Annotated in this window: 17 protein-coding genes; 2 read left to right on the forward strand and 15 right to left on the reverse strand. The window is 53.7% G+C overall.

Annotation, left to right across the window (positions count from 1 at the left end; genetic code table 11):
* Positions 1-89 precede the first annotated feature (89 nt).
* From D5398_RS21625 to evgA, 11 genes are all read right to left on the reverse strand, one after another.
* Positions 90-1,148 carry a hypothetical protein gene (locus D5398_RS21625; protein ID WP_120509475.1) on the reverse strand — a complete coding sequence of 353 codons (1,059 nt, stop codon included), beginning with the start codon at positions 1,146-1,148 and terminating at the stop codon, positions 90-92.
* Between the two features lie 113 nt (positions 1,149-1,261).
* Complete coding sequence (locus D5398_RS21630; protein ID WP_162940809.1) at positions 1,262-2,392, reverse strand: hypothetical protein; 1,131 nt, start codon at positions 2,390-2,392, stop codon at positions 1,262-1,264.
* A gap of 55 nt (positions 2,393-2,447) precedes the next feature.
* On the reverse strand, positions 2,448-5,006 hold the full coding sequence (locus D5398_RS21635) for a fimbria/pilus outer membrane usher protein (protein WP_120509477.1): 2,559 nt from the start codon (positions 5,004-5,006) through the stop codon (positions 2,448-2,450).
* 91 nt (positions 5,007-5,097) lie between these two features.
* Positions 5,098-5,853 (reverse strand): fimbrial biogenesis chaperone, encoded by a 756-nt coding sequence (locus D5398_RS21640; RefSeq protein ID WP_120509478.1) that lies wholly within the window; start codon positions 5,851-5,853, stop codon positions 5,098-5,100.
* Positions 5,850-6,596, reverse strand: a complete 747-nt coding sequence (locus D5398_RS21645) for a fimbrial biogenesis chaperone (protein ID WP_120509479.1) — start codon at positions 6,594-6,596, stop codon at positions 5,850-5,852. Before D5398_RS21645 ends, D5398_RS21640 begins: the two co-directional genes overlap by 4 nt.
* Positions 6,597-6,606: 10 nt before the next feature.
* Positions 6,607-7,173 carry a fimbrial protein gene (locus D5398_RS21650; RefSeq protein WP_120509480.1) on the reverse strand — a complete coding sequence of 189 codons (567 nt, stop codon included), beginning with the start codon at positions 7,171-7,173 and terminating at the stop codon, positions 6,607-6,609.
* Between the two features lie 21 nt (positions 7,174-7,194).
* Positions 7,195-7,737, reverse strand: a complete 543-nt coding sequence (locus D5398_RS25685; protein ID WP_113877681.1) for a fimbrial protein — start codon at positions 7,735-7,737, stop codon at positions 7,195-7,197.
* Complete coding sequence (locus D5398_RS21660) at positions 7,721-8,437, reverse strand: fimbrial biogenesis chaperone (RefSeq protein WP_120509481.1); 717 nt, start codon at positions 8,435-8,437, stop codon at positions 7,721-7,723. The genes D5398_RS25685 and D5398_RS21660 overlap by 17 nt, the downstream gene beginning before the upstream one ends.
* 117 nt (positions 8,438-8,554) lie before the next feature.
* Positions 8,555-9,067 carry a fimbrial protein gene (locus tag D5398_RS21665; protein WP_120509482.1) on the reverse strand — a complete coding sequence of 171 codons (513 nt, stop codon included), beginning with the start codon at positions 9,065-9,067 and terminating at the stop codon, positions 8,555-8,557.
* A 283-nt stretch (positions 9,068-9,350) separates the two neighbouring features.
* Complete coding sequence (locus tag D5398_RS21670; protein ID WP_120509487.1) at positions 9,351-12,962, reverse strand: response regulator; 3,612 nt, start codon at positions 12,960-12,962, stop codon at positions 9,351-9,353.
* A gap of 4 nt (positions 12,963-12,966) precedes the next feature.
* The gene (gene evgA, locus D5398_RS21675) at positions 12,967-13,599 is read right to left on the reverse strand and encodes an acid-sensing system DNA-binding response regulator EvgA (RefSeq protein ID WP_113877684.1); all 633 of its coding nucleotides are present in this window, start codon (positions 13,597-13,599) and stop codon (positions 12,967-12,969) included.
* Positions 13,600-14,059: 460 nt separating this feature from the next.
* Here evgA and D5398_RS21680 point away from each other — a divergent pair, with 460 nt between their 5' ends.
* Positions 14,060-14,968, forward strand: a complete 909-nt coding sequence (locus tag D5398_RS21680) for an HlyD/EmrA/EmrK family protein (protein ID WP_162940810.1) — start codon at positions 14,060-14,062, stop codon at positions 14,966-14,968.
* On the opposite strand, the gene D5398_RS21685 is transcribed toward D5398_RS21680, so the two are convergent.
* From D5398_RS21685 to D5398_RS21700, 4 genes are all read right to left on the reverse strand, one after another.
* Complete coding sequence (locus D5398_RS21685; protein WP_120509484.1) at positions 14,962-15,933, reverse strand: fimbrial protein; 972 nt, start codon at positions 15,931-15,933, stop codon at positions 14,962-14,964. The genes D5398_RS21680 and D5398_RS21685 overlap by 7 nt on opposite strands.
* Positions 15,933-16,643, reverse strand: coding sequence for a fimbrial biogenesis chaperone (locus tag D5398_RS21690; RefSeq protein ID WP_244216813.1), 711 nt, complete (start codon positions 16,641-16,643; stop codon positions 15,933-15,935). The genes D5398_RS21685 and D5398_RS21690 overlap by 1 nt, the downstream gene beginning before the upstream one ends.
* 79 nt (positions 16,644-16,722) lie before the next feature.
* On the reverse strand, positions 16,723-19,125 hold the full coding sequence (locus tag D5398_RS21695; RefSeq protein WP_244216810.1) for a fimbria/pilus outer membrane usher protein: 2,403 nt from the start codon (positions 19,123-19,125) through the stop codon (positions 16,723-16,725).
* Between the two features lie 193 nt (positions 19,126-19,318).
* Positions 19,319-19,900 (reverse strand): fimbrial protein, encoded by a 582-nt coding sequence (locus D5398_RS21700; protein ID WP_113877688.1) that lies wholly within the window; start codon positions 19,898-19,900, stop codon positions 19,319-19,321.
* Between the two features lie 553 nt (positions 19,901-20,453).
* On the opposite strand from D5398_RS21700, the gene D5398_RS21705 reads away from it, so the two are divergent.
* Positions 20,454-21,158, forward strand: a complete 705-nt coding sequence (locus tag D5398_RS21705; protein ID WP_120509486.1) for an SDR family oxidoreductase — start codon at positions 20,454-20,456, stop codon at positions 21,156-21,158.
* Positions 21,159-21,293: the final 135 nt, after the last annotated feature.

Here is a 21,293-nt window from a genome sequence, read left to right on the forward strand (position 1 = left end):
TTACTCTTCCCGCAAACGCTTCCCGATAACGAAAAAGGCGGCCTGCTGTGATGCAGTCCGCCTTTTTTCGATCCATTGTGCCTTTGTGCTTACCAGTTCACATCAAGTGTGGCGGCTGCCGTGGCAGTGCCGGGCTCTGCGGTGGTTTTCGGGCACAATACCCATACCAGATTATCAGACCACGACTGTGTGGAAGACACCGTGCGCAGCGCCGCTTTGCTGCTATCCATACGCATCGACGAGCCTTTGGTGGTACATCCGGCCTCTGCGCTGGCGTTTGCGCCCATAAAGCCGCGGATATCCCCCGCAATACCGCCGCCTGCGGTCGAGATCATCGGCAGCGTGTAATCGTCGCCTGCCTGGGTTTTCGGCGTCACAGAATAGGTGATATCCGCACTGGTACCGGCGTCGTTAGTACAGTTCACATTAAGCGAAGACTGCACCGCAATCCCCTTGCCGTCCGTTGCCTGACCTACGGTCACGTCACCAAATGGCACGACCGCCGCTGTGTTCATCGAACATTGCGTGCTGGCCACTACCAGATCACTGAAACTCAGTAGCGACTGTCTGTTATTTCCACTGGTTTTATGCAGTTGCAGATAGGTTGTTGGCAACGGGCCTGCCGCGGCGCTTGGTGAAACATACACTCCGTACGAAACATTCATCGAAGTGCTAGACCCGTCAAGAATGAAGAAGTTGCCGCTGATCGAACGCTTTATCGCCGCACAATGCGACGCGGTGCCGGGCGTCTGCCAGTCAGTGATGATGGCCCCTTTACTGTCCCATGTGGCGGAATAGGTGTCGGTGACCACGTTGGCGTTGCCGGTCGGCGTCGCCGTAATGGTCGTCGCGTTCAGGCTGCCGGTCAGGACAATTAACACGCCCTTTTGGATCTCGTATCCCGACCAACCGTCTACCGTGGTGTAGGGCAGGCCCGCTATTGAGCAGGTTGCACCATTACTGTCATTTGGCGTGGTTTGCCAGGCCGATAGTTTCCAGCCCCATCCGTATGTCAGAGCGGTGGAGCTAGCGTAAGGTCCATGAGCCGTACCGTTGATGGTCGGCGTCCAGGTACCGAGACGAGTATAACCCTGCGGGAGATTCACCGCGAATGCCGCCTGGCAAGATAACAGTGCAGTAGCGGCCATGCAGGTGATCCCGCATCGACGAAAGGCTTGCGCCAAAAAACGCTTAAAAACAGACATCTTTTTCCCTATATCAACAATTTTGTAAAGACTAAAATCTGGCTCGATGTGGTTGATTACCAGCTCATGTCAAGCGTCACCGCCGCCGTGGCCGGACCGGGTTCTGCGGTCGTCCGCGGGCATAACACCCAGACCAGTGGATCAGACCAGTTCGTGCTGGTAGTGACCGTGTGCAGGCTGACTTTGGTGCCGTCCATCGGCAATGAGGAAGTGCGGTCTGCACAACCGGCTTCTGTGGTCGCGGATGCACCAATAAAACCACGTACATCGCCGCCCGCCACGCCTTTGTCCGACATCATCGGGATACTGAAATGGTCACCGGCCTGAGTCTTGGGCAGCACCGAATAGGACACCGGCAACGCGGTGCCGGAAGGATTACTGCACGTCACATCCACTGAGGCGTTCACCGCGACCTTGCGCTCATCCGGCGTGACATCACCGAAGGCAATCGCAGGCGTTGAATTCACCGTACAGTCCATGCCACTCCACGCCAGCGACAGGATACGCCGGTCAAAGGTCGCCGGCGTGACGTTCCAGCGGTAGCCCCGCGCGGCCTGTGCATAGACGGTTTTTGCTGCCATTTTGGCGGCTCCCGGCTGTACATAGACGCCGTAACCCATCGCCGACTGCGAGCCGCCTCCGCTGTTCATTTCCACCGCGCCAAACGACTGATTAAAGGTGGTCATCACCCCCAGACAGTCGGTGCGAATACTGACGTCGCCGCTGCCGTTGCCGGATTTGTCCCATGACGCGGACGACACGGTGTTCAGATCCGGCGCACCGTTAGGGATAAACGTGCCACCGGTGGCGACCGGGTTCATCGTCCCGGAATTAATGACAATCTGGCCGGATATAGAACCGAACGGGATCATCAGAATGCCGGGAGAAATTTCATAACCGCGATAGCCGTCATAGGATTTCATCGGATACATCGACGCACATTCGCCGCTGGGCACCGGCACGGGGGAAACCACCACGGTGCCCGCCACGCCCGAGGCCATAAAAGGCACCACGTTTTGTGAGTAATACCAGCCGGGTTTATTGCCCGGAATGGTATCGCCCTCGGTCCACGTCAGCCGGGTGTTGACCACGTCACTGACCACCTGATAACCCGATTTCAGCTCGAGTGCAGCGCAGTTCATTCCCCACATCAGAGCCACAGACCCCAATAACATCCTTGCAGTCATGACTGCTCCTTAAATTGGTGTGCATTAAGGCCGCGCAACGGTGCGCGGCCGTTTATCAGCGGCATTCGCCGTTCAGCTGAATAACCGGCATTTGTGCCGTCGGTTTCAGCCCCTTCAGGTCATAACTGACGCGGCACTGTTTATCGTTGCCTTTGCCCCACGACACCGCCAGTTGGCCTTTTTCCGGCAGGCCGGTCAGATAGACCTGGCCGTTATCGCCGACGATGCCGGTGATTTCCTCACGACCTGCGTTTTCCAGCAGTGATGCGGTGGCACCAAACGGCACCACGCCTGCTCCGCCAGCCCGCGTCAGGGACATCAGCACCTGATAACCGATACGCGTGGCAAAGTCAGTTTTCACCACCGCGCCGTTGGTCGGGTACACCACTTTCTGGTTTTGCGGCAAATCGACGTTGTCCGGTAACGTGCTCGGATCGAGACCGACGTTGTTGCGGCTATAATCCGACAGATACGGCACCACGGCGAACCCGCGCGAATCGGTTTTGCCACCGCCATTAGACAGGCTGACGCCTTCCGCACCCGGCGCGCTGACCAGCGCCACCGAGCTGCCCAGCGGACGTGACAGCGTCACACCTTGCGCATGGGCCACCGCGCCGCCACTCATGTTGACGTTCATCGAGCGCATGTCGTTTGAGTAACCGTAACCCGCAGAAACGTTGCCTTTGCTGCCCTGATATCCCAGATTCAGGTTGCTGTTACTGGCCTGATCCTGATTGCCCCAGCCCTGCATCACGCTGTACGACAACGCGCCGTTCGGGTTGCTGCCGGAAATCCCCGCCTGATTCTGCGTGCGTCCGTGGTTGTCATGAGATATCTGGCTGGTGGCGTAGGTGTTTTGCAACGCAGACGAATAGCTGAAGATGCTGAACGGCACGCTCAGGTTGAAGGAAACCTGACGGTTTTCCGGCCAGTCGCCGTTGCCTTTCATACGATCCACGGTGTAATACACGCCGTAACTGACGCCGTGATAACTGCCGTTGTAACCGGATGACAGGCTGGTCAGCGTTTTGGTCGACCCCCAGTAATCATCACGGTTGGCGCGCAGGCTCACAGAGCCATAATCCCCAAGTTGCTGTGTTACCTGCGTCTGGAAACTGCTGCGCCGGCGGCTCATCGTCCACGGCGACACATCATCCTTCTGCGCATAACCCATGCTGTTGTATTCTGCGAAACTGTAATAATTTCGGGTGGAATAACGCAGCGCAGTCAGGTCAAACGACGTGCCGGTGGTCAACATACTTTTGGAGTAACGCACCCGCCATGACCCGCCCGCCTGACGATCTTCTTCTTCCAGCTTCGTGCTGGAGAAAGTGCCGTCCACAGACATTGCGCCGAGATCGCCCAGCGAAATACCTGAACCCATGCTCAGCGCACTGTAGTTTTGCGAGCCCAACAGACCGCCGTACAGGGTCAGGTTTTTCGGTAAGCCATAAATCAGCGTCGCCAGCACGAATTCTGATTCGCGTGAACCCTGCGTCGTTCCGCCGTCATAACGCCCGGCGGTCACTTCATATTTCATGGCGCCCGGTCGCAGCATCACCGGCAGGGAGGAATACGGCACCACGAAGCTGTGTACGCTGCCATCGGATTCGGTCACTGCCACGTCCAGGTCACCGGAGGACCCCGCCTGATACAGATCCTTAATTTCAAACGGGCCCGGCGCGACGTAGGTTTCATACACCACGTAGCCGTTCTGACGCACGGTCACGCGGGCGTTACTGCTGGCTACGCCGGTGATCAGCGGCGCAAAACCACGCAGACGCGAAGGCATCATTTGTTCGGACGAATTCAGCTGCACGCCGCGGAACGGCACGCCGTCCAGCACGTCACTGCCGGTATTGGATTCGCCCATGGTCACGCGAGAACGCCAGTCACGGATATCGCGCGACAGATAGGTATTGGAAAAATGCGTGCTGTCGTTATTACTGCTGCTACCACTGACATCAGTGTGGCTGTGCGTCAGCGTACTGCGCAGCCGCCAGGCACCGGCGTTAGCGCCGGTCTGCACGTTGGCAAACAGGTTGTTATTCACGCGGGTATCGCTGTTGAGCGTCTGCTCATTGCGACCGGCACTGACGTTGTAGTTAAACAACATCGCCGGAATGCCGTCGTCCCACTGTGACGGATCCGTCTGGCTGTCACTGCCCGGCTGCATCGCCACCTGCGGGATACTGACGTCCAGCCGCAGGCGGGATAAATCGAATTTCACCGTAGATTGCGGAACCAGCGCTGTCAGATCATCCACCGGTTTGTCTTTCGCTAAGCCTTTAAATGCAGGCAGCTGATCCACATTCACGCCCAGCGCGCCAAGCAACTCCGGCGACAGTTCAGGCGCAATATTGCCGTGGGCGTTTTTGCCGAACACCAGTTCGCGGGAGACCGCTTCACGCTGGTTGACGAAAATAGTGACCGGATACTTCCCTTCCGCCACGCCGCCCGCCTGGGAAAACGCGGAGAGATCGACATCCGATGCGCCGCTTCCCAGCGAGAGCAATTCGGGATCAAAGTAATCCTCTGCCCACGCGTTCTGGCAGCTCATTAATACAAACAGCGCAAGCGTTTTGCGCGGGAAGGCGCGGGTGCTGGCTGCCATTCCGTTAGTCCTTAAACAGGATGTCAATTTCTTACTCAAGGTCGTTCCCTGCTCTGTAATATATGATTAGCGGTTCCGGATTTCCCCGGTCTTACAATGTCTTACGCTGGACGGATGTCACCCGGCTGTCTTCGCCGATCACCTGCCACTCCACCTCGCCCCGCGCCCCTTCAGGGACGGGATAGCGCTGCTGCCCTTTCGGCGGTACCAGCTTGCGCAGATCGGCTGCCGGTAAGGTTTTTCCACCCACTTTCAGCTGGCTGAAGTTGAGGTAAAACGGCGTCGGGTTATCCACCACCAGCGCATCCCCTTGCAGGCTGAAACGCAGCTGCTCAGACGCCTTAGTGACGCCGCCTGGCGGTAAACCTTCCGGTCGGTAGAACAACTTCATGTTGTTGACCACCGCGACCACCAGCTGACCGCCGGTCTGGTTGTCTTTATCCGGCACCGACGGGATGCCTTTTACCGACAGGTAAAACACTGATTCCCTGTCCTGCGGCAGCGTCATGTCGGTAAGGCGGATGCGCAGCTGGAGCTGTTCACCCGGATCAACACGTTTTAACGGCGGCGTCACCAGCAGCGGAATGGCCGTGGCGGGCGCTTTATCGTCTTGTTCTGTCGCCGGTAAACCGGTGGCCAAATCCAGCGGCCGCACCCATGACTGCATCAGATACGCACGGTGGGTGTTATTGGTCATTGACCAGGTGATGCCTTTGGTTTCCGATGCCGGATACACAAGGCGGAACTGATTGATCGATAGGCCGGAAGGCTGTTCCGGCGCGGCAACACACGGCAATGCCAATGCCAGCGCGGCAATCAGCAGCGGCACTTTCAGCGAAAACGTCATGATTTCCCTCCGTTGTGCACAGCGGCTGAAAATAGCGGGCTGTTGCCGCCGTAATCATTAATCACCGTCCACTGCGCCTGCTTCACCTGACCGCTCACCGGATAACTGGCCTGCGAGAATGGCGGGATCATCGGCACAACGTCGCGCACCGCCACGTCGTGGCCATCAAACGCCAGACGTGAAAACGTCAGGAAGTAAGGCGTCGGATTTTTTACCTCGATGCTGCCGTCCTGAAGATGAAACGTCAGACGCCCCTGCGCTTCCTCAGCCGTCATCGGCAGCCCAGCAGGGCGGTAAAACAGCTTGATGGTGTTCTGAATACCCACCGAAATCCGCGCCGCCAGCGAGGCGTCTTCCGCTTCTTTCGGTTCCGTCATCGCCGGTACGGCGATCGCGGTGAAATAAAACACCGACTCACGGTCAGCAGGCAGCGCCGCATCGTCCTTACGCAAAATGCGCAGGGTGTTTTTGCTATTTTCTTCCAGTCGGAACAGCGGCGGCGTGGTCAGAAAAGGCGAAACTTCACGGCCTTGCGGTGACCCGACGACCGCCGACTGCACCAGATAAGGCCGGGAACCGTGGTTTTGCACGGTCAGCGTCTGGGCGCTGTCGGTTGACTGAAAAATCACCCGCGTACGGCTGAGGCTGATCCCCCCGTCAGCGGCAAAAGCGCCCTGAATCAGCGTCACAATGCCCATTAAAATCAGTGCGGCACGGCGTACTAAAAGAGAAATAAACTGCACAGAAAACCCCTTACTGATAGGCGAAATCAAAGGTGACACTGGCGTTCAGCGTGCCGCCTTTGGTGGCGGCATCGCTGCATTTGGTGCCACAGGACAGCGCTGCTTTCAGCGGAATGCTGACGTTGCCGCCGTCAAAATTGGTGGCGTTCAGCGGCACCGGCAGCAACGTGGTGTTGTTCACCACATCACCCGTCGCGTTCACGATGCGTACGCCGTAATTCACCACCTGTGAGGACGCCGGTTGCAGGAACAGAAAATCGCCGGAACTTGTGTTGCCGGTTCCCGACACTTTCACCACAGGTTTTTGCACCGCACCGACAAAACCGGCGCATTGCGACAGGGTCACCGTCAGCGGTAACGGATTGGCCAGGCTGTCGCCGCTGCGGATACCGGAAGACTGCACCGCACCGAAATCCAGCACCGGCGGCGCGGAAACCTGGCAGGTCGGCGCCTGGAATGTGGCCGTAAACTGCACCTCTGTTGCCGCCGCCGCGTGACCCGCCATCGCCAGCAGGCACAGGCAAAGCGAAGCCCTCAGGGCAACGTGGTGTCCTGATAAAGAAATGTGATTTTTCATGGTGTCTGTCTGTTGAAAGCGTTAAGGGAAAATAAAGGCGAAGGTGATTTTTGCGCTGACCGCACCCGCCGTCAGCAGCGGATCACCGGCGCTACGCACCAGTCCCACCGAGAAAGGTTGCACAGATGTGCCGTCATCCTGAGTGATCGCCACCGAATCACCGGGCGCAACCGTACCGGCCGCGTTATAAAAATCACTGAGGTTATTCAGCGTGCCTTTTTTCAACATAAAACCGACGTACTTCGCCGTTGAACTGGCCGAGCGAAACAGCTGCGTGTCGCTGAGCTGAGCGGATTCCCCGGACACAGTCAGCGACGGCGTTTTGCCCTGCATTCCTTCGCAGTTCACACTGACCGCCAGTGGCAGAATGGCGGCGGTACCGGTCGCAAATTGCGTAACATCTTTTGTGTCGAATTTGAGCGTCGGCGTGTCGATCGCCACCTGACAATTGCCATCCATTACCGTGGCTTTAATGTCAGTGGTGGCAGCCAGTGCCTGACCGGCAGAAACGCCGGATAAAATCAGCAAAAGTGCTGATGAAACCTGTTTAATTAACCGTGCCACGGAACGTCTCCACACCGCCAAAATCGTTAATCGCTGTCCACTCGGCTTTGCCCTGCCCGGCTGTCACCGGATAATTATTTGATGCGAAGGGCGCAATCATGCTGGTGCCTTTAATCACATCGAGCGGGATCTTTTTGCCGTCAATCGTCAGTTTGTTGAGTGAGATAAAATACGGCGTCGGATTCGACACCTTCACGCTCTGGCCTGCTCTGGAAAGCTGCAATTTGCCCATTGCTTCTTTTTGCGTCATCGGCAGGTTATCCGGACGATGGAACAGCTTCAGGGTATTACCGGTCGCCACCTGTAAGGTGCCACCGACTTTATTGTCATTATTTTCCTGACCTGTTTTACCGGTCGGGATCGCCAGAATATTTAAATAAAAGACCGACTCCCGGTCACCCGGCAGAGAATTGGATTTTTTCATGATCCGGATTTTATTAGCGGAATCAGGCTCGATGCGAAATAACGCCGGGGTTGGCAAGAACACGCTGTTCGATGATTTCGCTGAGAGACTTTCTGAAATACCGACATTAATAAGATAAGGTTGATTATGAGATCGGTTATTAATGTCAATACTCTGACTGCTGTCAGATGCCGTAAAAATAATGCGGGAGGCACGCACCGCAATACTTGCGATTGCTGGCGGGGTCAATAATATCCCCAGGCTTAAAATAACGCCTAACTTGTGAATAAACTTCATAATGTTCTCTGCCAGTTAAATGAAAAAGAGAGGTTTCATAGAACCTCTCTTTTCCGGACGCTTAATGCCGTACTGCTCGCGCCTTACGACGGGTCCCGTACTTCAGGTTCTTTACGCTTAGTTGCTTACGTAAGAGATTTTGATCGGCGCGTGGTAAGCACCCGGCTCAACGTTAGTCTTATCCAGCACGGCCATACCGGTGTTGAAGGTATAAGTCAGTGCGCCAGTCGTATCAGCAACAACCGGGATGCTGGTGTTGTTGGTCACTTGAGTGGTGCCGTCTTCACGGGTCATCATGAAACCTGCGGACTGAGCAACGTCGCTCAGGAACACAGTTTCGTTACCGGTCGCAACGATACCGCTGACCTGTAAAGCACCCGCTTCGTCTTTGCTACAGTTTTTCAGGGACACCAGCAGTGGTTCTTCACCAATCTGTTTTTTCGCTACGTCGAAAGCGATTTTAGAGAAAGAACCGACGTTCAGAGTAGAAGCACCGTTATTTGCAGTCACTTCACAAGTGGTGTCTACAATAGACCCTTGCAACTGGACATCAGCCTGGGTTGCAGCCTGAACCTGACCTGCCAAACCTAACATCAGAGCGACAGGCGCAAGGGCGATAATTTTTTTCATTACAAGATCCTTCATTAAATATGCGTCATTATGACAATGGAAATAATTCATTTCAGCCTGCCTTGGCTGAGGAGAAGATAATACTTTTCCTAAAGAGTATTAAATATCAGAGGGAGATTATTTTAATGAAGGTCTCGGCCTACACGCGTAGGCTGCGAATAACGTCTGAAGTAAAATGGAGGATTACAGGGAATATGAACATCCGCTCAAATAAATATTTATCACACCGGCGGATAAAAATAAAGCCATTCCGGAGAATGGCTTAGCGGGATAAAACACAATATTAATGCCGGGTGGATTTTGAATACGTTTCGATGGCGGCGCTGAATGCCATGATTTGCTGTTTAAGCTGCGCAGTACCTTCTTCTATTGCAGCTTCTATTTGTAAACCCTGTTGCCCGGTAGCCAGCACGTTTTCTAACTTTTCCGCCAGCAAATGCAACTTTGTCGCGCCCAGCAGCTGCATCGTGCCGTTGATCCGGTGCAGATGGTGCCGCAGTACATCCCAGTCCTGGCGTTCCAGCGCCTGTAACGCGGCGGCCATATCTTTATCGTTTTCGATGCGCGACTGTTCCAGCATCTGACACATCAGCTTTTTGTCACCGAGACTGTGTGCCTCAAGCGTCGGCATATCGACGAATTCTTCCAGCGGGCGGGTATCTGCGAACATATGCACGCCGCTTAACGCCGCTTTCAACTGTTGCAGATCGATAGGCTTAAACAGACACAGGTTCATCCCCGTCGCCAGACACCGCTCTTTTTCATCAGTCTGCGCATTGGCGGTTAAGCCCCAGATAATGATCTGCTGATTGGTTTCCCGCACCTTTTGCGTGAGCGTAATGCCGTCCATGTTCGGCATATTCAGGTCAGTGATCAGCAAATCGTAATCCTGCTTTTGGATCAGATTCAGCGCCTGCAAACCGTCTTCGGCTTCATCCACATGATAACCGAGCATATCCAGCTGGCGGCGCAACAGCAGGCGATTGGTCGGATTATCTTCGGCAATCACAATCCTTAATGCAGCAGGAAGCACTGCTTCCTGTTCAGCCAGCAACAAAACGCCTGGCGCATGGTCAGAAGTACGCGTCACCAAGGTGACCGTCATGGTCGTGCCCGCATCCGGCTGGCTGGCAAGGCTGATTTGCCCGGACATTCTCTCGACCATTTCGCGGCAAATCACCAACCCGAGCCCGGATCCAACGCTGCGTTTACCCACGGCGGTCTGGCTGAACGGTTTAAACAATTGCTGCTGCTCCTGCTCGCTTATCCCCGCGCCGGTATCGCGCACGCTCATTGACAGGTAAACCCGCTCCTCGCCCAGCGCCTGCGTGTGCGCCATCACTTCTATCCCGCCCTGCGTGGTGAATTTAACGGCATTACTGACCAGATTAGACAGCACCTGTTTAAAAGCCTGCGGATCCAGCCACAGCGTTTTGCCCTCTTCCAGACGACAATCGACGGTCAGCCGGAGATGTTTCCGCCGCGCCAGCCCTTCGAAATTCGCCACCGTCGCGTGGACGAGCGCCGCCAGATCCACCCATTCAGGTACCAGCGTAAAGTTGCCGGATTCGATTTTTTCCATATCCAGCACATCACCGATAAGCCCTATCAGCGTCTGCGCCGTGCTGTAGGCCAACTGAATCGCCTCGCGGGCTTCTTCCGGGCTTTGCTTGCGGGTGGTCAGCAGCTCAAGAAATCCCATGATCGAACTGACAGGCGTGCGGATCTCATGACTCATATCCGCCAGGAACCGGCTTTTCGCCTGACTGGCGTCAATGGCTTTGTCTTTCTCGACCTGCAACGCTTTCATCAGTTGCCGGGATTCCGTGATGTCCTGCCAGCCGCAAATCAGCGTCGCTGGCATGTTTTCCGGCATCTGGCACGAGGTCAGCCAGTGCAGGATCAGCCGGTCTTCCTGACCGTTATTGAGTACCAGCTGATGAGTGATGACCGTGTCCGGCACCAGCCCTTGCTGAATGTCCTGCTGCACATCAGGGAAAATATCCGCCAGAGGGCTACGCCGGTCGTACAGCGAATGGCGCATATTTTCACGCAATTGTGGCGTGAAAAACTCGCCGAAAGCACTGTTATAACTTTCCAGTTCACCTTCCGGCGTAATGACATACACCGGCACCGGAATGGCGTTGGATAAAGTCTGGCGCAAAATCAGTTGATAGCTCAGCGCGGCCTGCGACGCTTTGCCGCGGCTGATGGCGCGCAGCAAATAGACTCCCCACAACAGGCTGCTGATCACCAGTAACGCCGCCAGCCCGACCACCAGATAAAATGGGCGGTTGTACAGATTCCAGGTCCCGATTTTGACGTCCGGCGCTTTCACCCATTTGCCTGCCACATTGAGAATTTCTTTCGGCGGAATATCATCCAGCGCCTTGTTCAAAATACTCTGCAACTCCAGTGAACCGCGCGGGATAGCAAAGGCAATCTGCGCCGAAGGCTCGTCGGGGATGCGGGTGTAGGTCATCTTTTCAGGATAATAATGGTCGATGATAAACCGGGAGGCGAGCTGGGTGGAGACAACGGCATCCACTTCCCCGAGCATCAGTTTACTCAGCGCCGTGCTGGTGTTTTCGGCAATCACCCAGGTCACGCCGGGGTATTTCTTTTTCAGCTTTTCACTCAGCGGATGGTAAGCGGGGATCGCCACTTTATCGCCGGGCATCAGAATATCCGGCTGATCGCTGGAGGCCCGTGTCACAAGCACAAAAGGCGTGGCGATAAACGGGTGGGTGAATAACATATCTTCTTCGCGCTCGACGCTGTAAGTGGCGGTCGGCACCAGATCCCAGCCACCTTTGCGCATGATATTGACCATGTCGCTGTTGGAATTGGCGATGACCGGCTTGAACGTTAACCCGGTCTGGAGTTGGATCAGATTGAGAATATCGCCGAGCAGCCCCCGGATTTCCTGATTGTCGTCCATCATGCTGAGCGGCGCGTAATACGGGTTGATCAGCACATTCAGCACCGGATGTTTGGCAATCCAGCGTTCTTCGCGGGGCGTGAATTTCATCGCTTTATTCAGAAACGAGACGTTGCCGGTATCCACCCACGACTGCGCCACCTGTTTATGCGTCTGTTCGCTCAGGGAACTGATAAAGGTGTCGAGAATGCCGCGCAGTTGCGACTGATTTTCCAGAACAATAAAGTGATTGCCGGTTTGCGGCTCACGCCAGAATTTCACCATTTGCAGCGACTGATAAAAATCGCGAGCCAGAATAAAACTCGACGTCAGGTTATTCCCAAAGAAGTAGTCATTTTGTTTATTGGCGACAGAAGCCAGCGCCAGATAGTTATCGTCATACGCGGTGATTTGAGCCTTCGGGAACGCAATTCTGATAAATTGTTCGGAAGGATATCCTCGCCGGATAGCCACCCGCACTTCGTCCTTATCATCGGACAGCGGGTTCATCACATCGGCCTGCCGGGTGACTAACGTCGGAAACGCACGAACCAGCGGGAGCGAGACAACGAACGGCGCGGTCAGGTCAACGTTGCCGGAGGGTGAAGTCAGAATGGTGTCGATATTGCCGTCTTTCAGCGCGGCCAGCGCCTGCGCTTCGTCGTTATAATGTTTAATGACGACACTGACCTGCAAAGAGTTTTCCAGCAACCGCAGGTAATCCGCGTTCATTCCCCGGTAACGGCCGGTGGAGGAATTCAGGCTCAGCGGCGGGATTTCTGTGCCATAAACGCCAATGTTCAGCGTACGCTTGGCAGCAAGCCATAATAAATCGTAATGGTTTAACGGAAGTGCCGGGGTAAAAACGTCATAATCGCTAGCCAGCGTCAGCGTGACCGGTTCGGGCGTTGCCGCCTGTGCCGGATATATCACCGACAACCAGACAAACCACAACGTTATTACCCTGATTATCATGCTTTTACCCAATTTTATTGCGCTGCGCAAAAGAGAACAAATCCATCAGCGATTTACAATTCAGCTTTTCCATCAAGCGGCTTTTATAGGTACTTACTGTTTTATTACTGATAAACATTTCTGAGGCGATTTTCATATTATCCGCACCACCGAGAATATAGCGCATCACTTTGATTTCCTGACTGGAAAGCGACTGCAACATTTCCTGTTCTGAAGACAGACTGCCCATAAAAGCATGCAGCGATAACGGGAAATAACTGTAACCATTCAGCGAAGCATTAACGGCGGCAATAATATTGGTCATGCCCTCTTTCTTACTGATAAAAGCATTCGCCCCGGCATCGGCACTACGCTTGCCATAAAACAGATCGTTCTTGGCAGAAACCACAATAATAATACGGCTAAAGGCTTGTTTCCTGAGTTTCTCCACTACTTCGATACCACTCATTACCGGAATATCCACATCCACGATCACCAGATCCGGATAGTGTTCTTCCACCAGCAGCAGCGCCTGCGCGCCATCTCCGGCTTCTGCGACCACGGTAATGCCTTCGCTTTCCAGCAAATTTTTAATCGCCATACGCGCCAGCGGATGATCGTCCACAATGACAGCGTTTAATTTATTCGTTTTACTCATGCTATAGCATTCTTCTTTGCCGGAAACGGAGTTCATATTAAGTCTACAGCCTCCCTAATACCATTGCCATTGGCGTTAAGAAAAATAGTACTGATTAATCCCCAAATTTCCTCACGGACTTCACGTGTAGGATATCACCTGCAAAAATTTCCGACGTGTCCGCTGTATTTATCAGACAGCGGAGATTAGTCTTATTCGATATTTTAAACACGGATCATATTTACACGCCCCTGCTGACTGACATGACCTCACGGCTTGTTAAGTGCTCGGAACGCGTGAGGATTTCTATTTCCTACGGAAAGGCGAATTAAGATTTTTCATGAAACTACGGCACGATGCAAAAACACATCGCATTTCGCTGCCCCTTCAGACAAGAAATAAAACACGATTACTTATCAGGATATTTATTTTTATCTCGTGCTTTATTTTCACCACCGGGGGGCATTTTAATTTTTCTGCTATGCCCAGCACCCGCGATGCATATATCACCGGCAATGAAATAACGCTTGCCGCACAAATCAGTGGCCGGGTGGCGCAGGTTTTCGCGCCCGTCACCGGCCGGGTGCAAAAAGGGGATTTACTGGTACGTTTGGACGACACTGAAGCCCGGCACCTTTATATGCAGGCTGAGAATAAACTGTCAGAATCAGTCAAAAAAACGCAGGTCCGTTATGCCACCGATGAAAAGAATAATACCCGCATCCTGAAAGCCCAGATGGCGTACCAGCAGGCGCTGAGCGGGTATCATCGCCGGATCCAGTCAAAAGGCGCGGTGACAATTTCAAAACAGGATTTGCAACAGACCCTCAAAGCCGTCAGCAGCAGCCAGAGAGCGCTGGATGAAGCGATTGCTGCCTACCGTAAGGATCAGCAATTACTTGACGCTTCTGATGCGGCTCAGCAACAGATGGTTTCGCAGGCCACCGAAGAATTTCAGCAAGCCAGTCTGGCACTGATGCGTACCGAAGTGCGCAGTCCGGTGACCGGTTATGTCGCCCGGCACAATGTGCATGCGGGCGTGGGCGTCAGCGCCGGACAAATGCTGATGACCATCGTGCCCGACGATCAGATGTGGGTGACCGCCAGTTTTAAAGCGACGCAACTTTCTGACCTGCTTATCGGCAAGAAGGCGTCCATCGTGACTGAGTTTAATGGCAGAAAAGTCGTATTAGACGGCCAGATTGAAGGGATCAATCTGGACACAGATACCGCGCTGGCCGCCCTGTCAGCCAAAAACGGCGCGGCGAACTGGATTAATGATGTGCAGCGAATTCCGGTGCGTATCTCAATTAATCCCCTGCAACTGAGCCAGTATCCGCTGCATCCGGGGTTATCCTCACAGGTGACATTGCTGGATGGCCATCAGTAATAGTTAATTTTTACGATCACCGACGCATCAAACTGCCCGAGCGACAGCTCTCTTCCGGGAATGGCGCTCACTCTTGCCGTAAAGTTTTTGGTCACTTCATTCACATTATTCAGCTGAGCAAAGTCATCGTAGCGGTTGAACGTAATAGCCTGTTGCTGCTCGTTAAACAGCATCAGTTTCGCTCCGTTGGCCAGGTCAATCGCCGTGTTATCCCACAGCGGACTGGCCGTTGAAAATTCCGCCTGTAGCGAGAAGTTATCCAAGCACCCCTGCTTCACCGCCCGGATAGCAAACGGCAGCGAAACGCCCGCAGTTCGCGAAAGTGTCGTGCGCTGAATTTCGCCAAAATTTAAAATCTGCGATTCCGGATACACTTTCAGATCTGAACCGCAGGCCAGAAAACGCACCCCTTGTAAACCCGACAGATTGTATTTGAGGTTTTTCGCCCCCGGCGTGTTGTTGACACTGCTGCTGCCGTCGAGCTGAAATACCGTGAACTGATCCGCACCCAGATAATACCCGGTGGAAGGCGGAGTGCCGGTTACCTTGATATACAGACGGAAAGTGACGTCCAGCGTCACACTTCCACCCCGCTGAATCGGTGCGCTGTTGGTACTGGCGCGCTGCTGATCCTGCTCCAGCTCCTGCCCGTTATAACTGACGCCCAGCCTTAACCCTTCACCAATCGACTGTGATTTGGGATTAAAATAGAAATGCACCACGTCAATGCTACTGCCCAGCACGTTGTCACAATACGCGGTCACGGTGATGTCGTTGGATTCCCAGACTTTGGTTCCCGGTGGCACATTCGCCGGAATAGCGAGTTGCCCGACCGGGATCGGCAGTTTGTCGACAATTCCGGTGCCCTTCTCCACGCAGTCCAGCGCCAGCGCGCTACGGGAAAATAACAGCATGATAAAAAGGACTGTCATTCGTCCGCTTAAAAACCGAATCAGTTCAACCATCACAACCTCTTCGCCTGAGGATTTTTTGGCACAAGCTGACAATGCGCGGTCTGGCAGGAATATTCGTTCACCTGCAAACCTCCGTAATCATCCATATAACCGAGGCTGTACTGATGACTCACATACCGGCTGCCGGTGAGATTTTCAGAGGTAAACGGTGCCAGCATTACGCTATCAAAACCCGCAAAATTGCCTTTATTATCTTTACCCAGATAGCCGACGGTGATGTAAAACGGCGTGGGATTGGTCAGTTTTAGTCCGTCACTGAGACCGAAAACTTCAAGCTGCTCCTGCCAGTTTTCCTTTAGCTGATCCTGTAATGCCTCAGGGCGGTAAAACAGCTTCACACGGCTCTGGATCGCCACCTGGATGACGTTTGACATGTCACTCTTTGGAGGCACTTCGCGCACGTTAAAGTAAAACAGCGATTCACGGTCTTTCGGCAGAGTGGCGGCTTGCGGCAATTGCAGGATGCGGATCTGACTTTTCTGTCCGGCTTCGATGCGCTGCATCGGCGGCAAGGCCACCAGCGGCGAAGTGATCTTTTCGCCCTGCGTGTCTTCCAGCCAGACCTGCGCCAGATAGGGCAGTTGTTTGCTCTGGTTTTCCAGCAACACGCTGACGGATTTATCGCTGCCGTTAAAAATGACGCGCGTCCGGTCAAGATTGATGGCGGCATAAACCGGATACGCCGCGCCAGCCATCAGCATGAGTGCGCAGTATGAAATGAGTTTGTGCATCAGGACTTCCTTTCCTCGTAAAATTTGTATGATCGATTTTCAGTTTTCATTAGCTGCACGGCAGCAAAATTTGTCCGGCGCGGGCGCCGGGGTCTGACGGCACCTGAATCTGACATTGCTGCCCTTCGCCCCAGTGCACGGTCAGAGATGTTTCGCCGGACACTCCGGCCAGATACGCCAGTCCGCTGTCGCCGACAAGTCCCGCTTCAAAACCTGAGCTGTTGTCGGTGACGGCCGCACCGAGAGGCGGATGACTGCCGTCTTTCAGGCGGATCACCGCCATCAGACGTTCGCCTTTGATCGCGCGCATTTTGCGAAAACCAATCGCCCCTTCGGTCAGCGTTTTACTGACCACCGAGCTGTAAACTTCTATGTCGTCCGGCAAATTATTCACATCCACGCGAACATCAGAGGTCTGGTAGCTCGACACACCGTTGACCACCGCGATCCCGTAATCGTTGGTGACTGATGCGCCGTCGCTGACCGGGATCCCCTTTACGCCCGTTGATAACATCATGCGCGGCTCGTTGCCCGCGCTGCTCTGATGCAACGCCGCACCCATCGCCGTGGCGGTCATCGAGCCGTACCAGTTAGCATTCACCGAGCGGTAATCGTTATTTTTCGCGCTGCCGTTAGCCCCGAACTGGCCGTATGGCGACATGTGTTGGTAGTTCGCGCGGAATACACCCTGGCCTTTTTGCAGATCCGGACTGCTACCCCCCACGCCCACGCGCCAGCTGTTATTTGGATCCTGACTGTTGTAATAGGACGCCGTTTGCGAGAAACCGTTTTGCGAGTCCTGCTGCGCGTCGTAACTGATTTGCTGCCTGGAAGACAGCGGCAGACTCAGCGACAGAAACATCTGGTTTTCATCGGTACTGCGGTAATTCAGTTTGCTGGCGGAGAACGTCGCGGAAATGCCGGTAAAGCGGCCGATGTCGAAAATCTTGCTCACCGACGCGCTGTAGTTGTTACTGGCACTCTCGTTCCAGTAGATTTTGTGCGTCGCCGACAGATACAAGGTGATGGCCGGCCACGGCAGATACTGGTTAGCGGTAACGGTGTAGGTTTGTTTATCGTCGCGCGAATAACCGTCGCCGTTCATCTTGTCGAGATACTGGCTGAACGACATGAAGGTTTTTTCCGAGAAACGGTATCCGGCAAAGGTTATCTGGCTACCGGTGGAGTCGAAACGCTTGGAATAGTTGGCGCGGTAACTCAGGCCGGTTTGCTCACCCACCACCGGTACGGCCGCCGAAGATCGTGTGACATCAAAAGACACCGCGCCGAGCTTTTGCAGGTTTTGTCCGACACCGACCGCCTGCGCCTGATAGTTGCCGGTGGTAGCGATCAGGCCGCCATATACCGAGAAATCATTCAGCGCGCCCCACGACATTTCGCCACTGTAAAAACCGGGCTGCAAAACGTGATGACTGCTGCCAGTGGTCGGTTTACCCATCGCCGTTTTGAAGCGCACCTGGCCTTTGCGGGTCAGAAACGGAATAGTCGCGGTGGTCACCTGATAGGTCGTGACGCTGCCGTTTTCTTCCTCAATTTTCACGTCCAGCGCGCCCTGAACCGCTTCGGTCAAATCCTGAACCACGAACGGCCCCGGCGACACATTGGTCTGATAAATCACACGACCGTTCTGGCTGATGCTCACTTTCGCGTTGGTTTTGGCGATGCCGGTGACCTGTGGCGCATAACCGCGTAACGAAGGCGGTAACATGCGCTGGTCACTGTTCAGTGAAGCGCCAAGAAAGCGGAAAGAATCGAAAATGTCAGAACTCAGATAAGTTTGTCCGCCCGTCAGTCGTGCCCCCATCGACGGTAAAGCGCGATACAAATAGCTCTGCGTCCAGGTGAATTGATCGCTGGCCGGTGTGCCGGAGGTACGCGACGATGAATACTGATAATCCGCACGGGCGCGCCACGCCCCGAGGTTAAAACCGGTGGTGCCGTAGCTGCTGAAACTGGTGGTGCTGTCGCCAGAATGCGGCATGTATTTGCTGCCGAGCAGGTTGTAATCGAGCAACACGCCGTTCACGCCGTTATCCCACTGTGAAGGCGGCACCCAGTTCTGGTCGTGAAAAACCAGCCACGCCTGCGGAATGCTAATGTTCAGCGTTTGTTTTTCCTGGTCATAGCGGGCGGTGACTTCTGGTTGCCGGTCTAAAGAGGTACATTCGCCGTGATGCCAGAGCGTCAGCTTTTGGCGGGCATCCTTCGTCAGATCGAATTTATCCACCAGCGCGGGCGGCAGACAAAGGCGGCTGTTTTTATTATCTTGTGAGGCATAATACTTAATCAGGCTTTGATCGCCGAGCGTGCGACCATTGAGTACCACATCCAGCAGGTATTCGCCGGGTGCGATATAATCAGCCACCTGAAAACGCGATAAATCGACATTATTACGGTCGGCGGAATCAATAAAGTTAACGTTAAATTCCACTGCGAAAATTCTGACTGAAATACAACATCCTGATAAAAATAAAACAATGCCGGTAACTGCCCGTTTCCCTGTGAAAATCCATTCCATCGCAACTGCCATAATAAAATCACTTGTTTATGGTAATAAATCGAAAACCCCGGTACTGGCAAAGATAAAAAGGGGGAAATACTCCCCCCCAAGTGATAGCGGACGTTTATTTATAATTCAGGGCGTAAGTTGCCTGAGAAACAAGAGTACCGGTGGCAACAGGCTGAGTATTGGCTTCCACACGCGCAGCAAAGACCAGATTATTATTACCCGTCACCAGATCAATATCTTTAGAGGTATCACCGACTTTCAGCAAATCGCCGTTAGCGTCAATCAGGCGGATGCCCGCACCCTTGGCACTGCCGGTATTCGCCAGCAGTTCAGTTGCACTGCTGTCAGGTGTGCCGGTAAATGACACCGCGACTTTAGAAACTGCAGGATAAGCCACAGTACCCACGGTTTGGGCCGCCAGGTCGCAGTCTTGCAGGTGAATCGTGTAGTTCACGTTTTGCGAATATTTGCTGCCGCTTTCCAGCACTTTATTCGCTACCTGTCCCATATTCACATTAATGTCTTCATCCCCTGCCGCGACAGAGCAAGGTGCATTAATCACGGTTCCGGTGAAATGAATACGTCCGGAACCATTATCGGCACCCGCCGGTGGCGTCGGATCATCAGCTGCGAAAGCAGAAGCTGAAATAAGGGCAGATAAAGCAATAACCAGCGTTTTATTTTTAGTGTTAAACATTGTAAGTCCTTGAGATATTGATGGCGTCGTTATTAAGCGATATTTTCGCCCTGACTCTGAGAGCAACCCTTGCTCCCGCCAGATCAATATACTAACAACTACTCAGGCTGCGCTATATTAAGTTGAATAACTCATTTGTTAAGATTTTTGCTCTATAGCAAGCCGTTAAACATGAAAAAAATCATGAAAATTCACATAAAAATGAAAGCAATCAGCACAAGATAATCTGAGCATGATAAGAATGCAGCTTTTGGTAAGACAAAATATTGGGGAAATTAATAACAATTGGGTGCCTATTCCGATTTTTTAGGAATTTTCTTCGCGCATATATTCTCCGCCAGTATTCTCAACTCGCATTAGGGCCTCTTCCCACAGTTTATTTACCGATTTAGTCAGGATGTAAGCGGCGGGATAAATAAAGAATTAATCCCTTTTTTTATTATTCCAAAAAACAGCATGACTATTCCACTCCGTGCAAAAGCTAATCCAATAAACGCAGTCGTTCGCCCTGCGCAAAGCTGATAACTTGATGAAAAAACCTAAGGAAAACATCATGAGTTCACTCCCTGTTGCAGTGGTCACCGGCGGTACCAGCGGTATCGGACTGGCGGTTGTCCACAATCTGGCGCGCGACCATCGCGTTTATGCGCTCGGGCGTAATAAAGACAGCCTGATTGCGCTGCGGCTGATTGAAAATGTCGATGCTGTTGAAATTAACCTGCATGATTTTGACACCATTGCGCGGTTTGTCGGTGAAATACCGGCGATTGATGTGCTGGTGCATTCGGCGGCCATTTCCAAACCGTTCCGTCTTGAAAATGCAACGCCAGAGGACTGGCAGCAGCAGTTTTCCATTAACGTGTTTGCCCCCGCTGAATTCACGAGACTGGCATTACCGGCGCTGAGAAAACAGGAAGGTCAGGTGGTGTTTATCGGTTCAGGATCCGGTACCAAAGCCGATGGCGGAAACACGGTGTATTGCGCGTCAAAATTTGCCCTCAGCGCCCTCGCCCACGCGCTGCGGCAGGAAGAAAGCGAACACGGCGTGCGTGTTTCCACCGTCGCGCCCGGCCCGACAGATACGCCGATGAATCGCAAAACTCGCGAAAGTCAGGGCAACTTTGAAGCCATCGACCCGCGCGAATACAGCACGCCGAAATCAGTGGCTGCGGCAGTACGTCTGGTGATCGACGCCAGTGACGACACGCAAATTACAGATATTGCGGTCAGACCGAGGCGGGATAAGGCGAAGCGCTGAATCAGGATAAATAGTATTGCAGATGTGAAAAGGAAGCGACGGGTGACTGCTCCCCGCCGTAAACGGCGAGGCTTCCCACTTCTTAGGCTGCAACCGCCTTTATGACGGACTTACACTGGCCTCGATGGGCAGTAA

This window comes from Rahnella bruchi (genome assembly GCF_003614975.1).
Lineage (GTDB): Bacteria > Pseudomonadota > Gammaproteobacteria > Enterobacterales > Enterobacteriaceae > Rahnella > Rahnella bruchi.